The sequence below is a fragment of the Pontibacter virosus genome (assembly GCF_003096355.1).
Lineage (GTDB): Bacteria > Bacteroidota > Bacteroidia > Cytophagales > Hymenobacteraceae > Pontibacter > Pontibacter virosus.
Genome location: NZ_QEKI01000042.1, coordinates 1 through 1,312, shown reverse-complemented (window position 1 = coordinate 1,312; position 1,312 = coordinate 1). Strand labels below are relative to the sequence as shown.

The 1,312-nt window shown below is 54.0% G+C and carries 1 protein-coding gene; it reads left to right on the top strand.

Features of this window, described 5'->3' with window-relative positions; genetic code table 11:
* The first annotated feature begins 255 nt into the window (after window positions 1-255).
* On the top strand, window positions 256-1,278 hold the full coding sequence (locus C8E01_RS21415) for an IS110 family RNA-guided transposase (RefSeq protein WP_076423352.1): 1,023 nt from the start codon (window positions 256-258) through the stop codon (window positions 1,276-1,278).
* Window positions 1,279-1,312 lie beyond the last annotated feature (34 nt).

The following is a 1,312-nucleotide window of genomic DNA, read 5'->3' as shown; positions in this document are numbered from 1 at the left end:
CCTAACCTTTAGATTAGCCTGATATTATTTTTCTAATACACCCAGCACCCTTTTACCAGGTATAGGAGTACAGCTTTTATACCTTCAGAGCAGCCAGTGCACTACCCGCTAACAAGGCGAAACTGGTCCTAACAGCCGATTCAGACTGGCTGCTTTTTTTACAAACCCGCAGGCAGGGGTCATATAGATTTTCGGGACGCATTGGGCCCATTATAAAGGTTTCGATCCGCAGCTTGCATAACTAAAACAAAAGATATGGAAAAGCCTATCAATCTGCAAGCCCCGTCCTTTATACTGGGCATCGATGTCTCAAAAGACAGCCTGGATGTGTGCCTGATCAGGGTCAGCGACAACCAGCAGCTGGGTCATAAGCTCAACAACAACCCCTCGGGCTTCCGGCGTATGAAGGCCTGGCTCAAGCAGCACGGCTGCGAGGCGGGACCTGACACGCTCTGCTGCCTGGAGCACACGGGCCTCTACACCCGGCAGCTGGTGCATTACCTGCTGGCAAGGGACGTGCAGGTGTGGATGGAGAGCGCTCTGCAGATCAAGCGCTCGATCGGCATGGTCAGGGGAAAAGACGACAAGGTGGACGCCCAACGGATCGCCCGCTATGCTCTCCTGCACCGGCACGAGGCCAGGTGCGTGAACCTGTCGGGCGTAACGCTGGAGCGGCTCAAGGATTTACAGGCAAACAGAGGCAGGCTGCTCAAAGCTCTGCAGAGTATCAAAGTCACCATCAAGGAACTACTCGCGGTGGATCCCGTGTCGGGCAAGACGCTCGAGCAGGTTAACAAAAAGGCCATTAGGGGGCTGGAGAAAAGCATGGAGCAGGTAGAGGAAAAGATGCAGGAGTTCATCGCCAAGGACATTGAGCTGAAGCGCAAGTATGACCTGCTGACCGGTATCAAGGGCGTGGGCAAGGTGCTGGCCATCTCACTGCTGGTCTACACCCAGGGCTTCACCAAAATGGATGATGGGCGCAAACTGGCCTGCTACTGCGGGGTAGCGCCATTTGAGTACCGCAGCGGCACAAGCGTGATGGGCAGAACGGGCGTCTCCAAGTTCGCCAACAAAGAGCTCAAGCACATCCTCCACATGGCCGCCATCAACAGCGTCCGTTTCAACGAGGAGTTCAGGCTCTACTTCGAGCGAAAGGTCGGGGAAGGCAAAAGCAAGATGAGCGTCATCAATGCCGTGCGTAACAAACTCCTCCACCAAATCGTGGCCGTGGTGAAACGGGGAACGCCCTATGAACTGAAATTGAAGAATATTTAGAGCAAAACCCTTGTTTTACTCATAGATTTCGGCT

Coding starts and splice junctions, on each gene's coding strand:
- C8E01_RS21415 (WP_076423352.1), top strand. CDS start 256: ATGGAAAAGCCTATCAATCTGCAAGCCCCGTCCTTTATACTGGGCATC.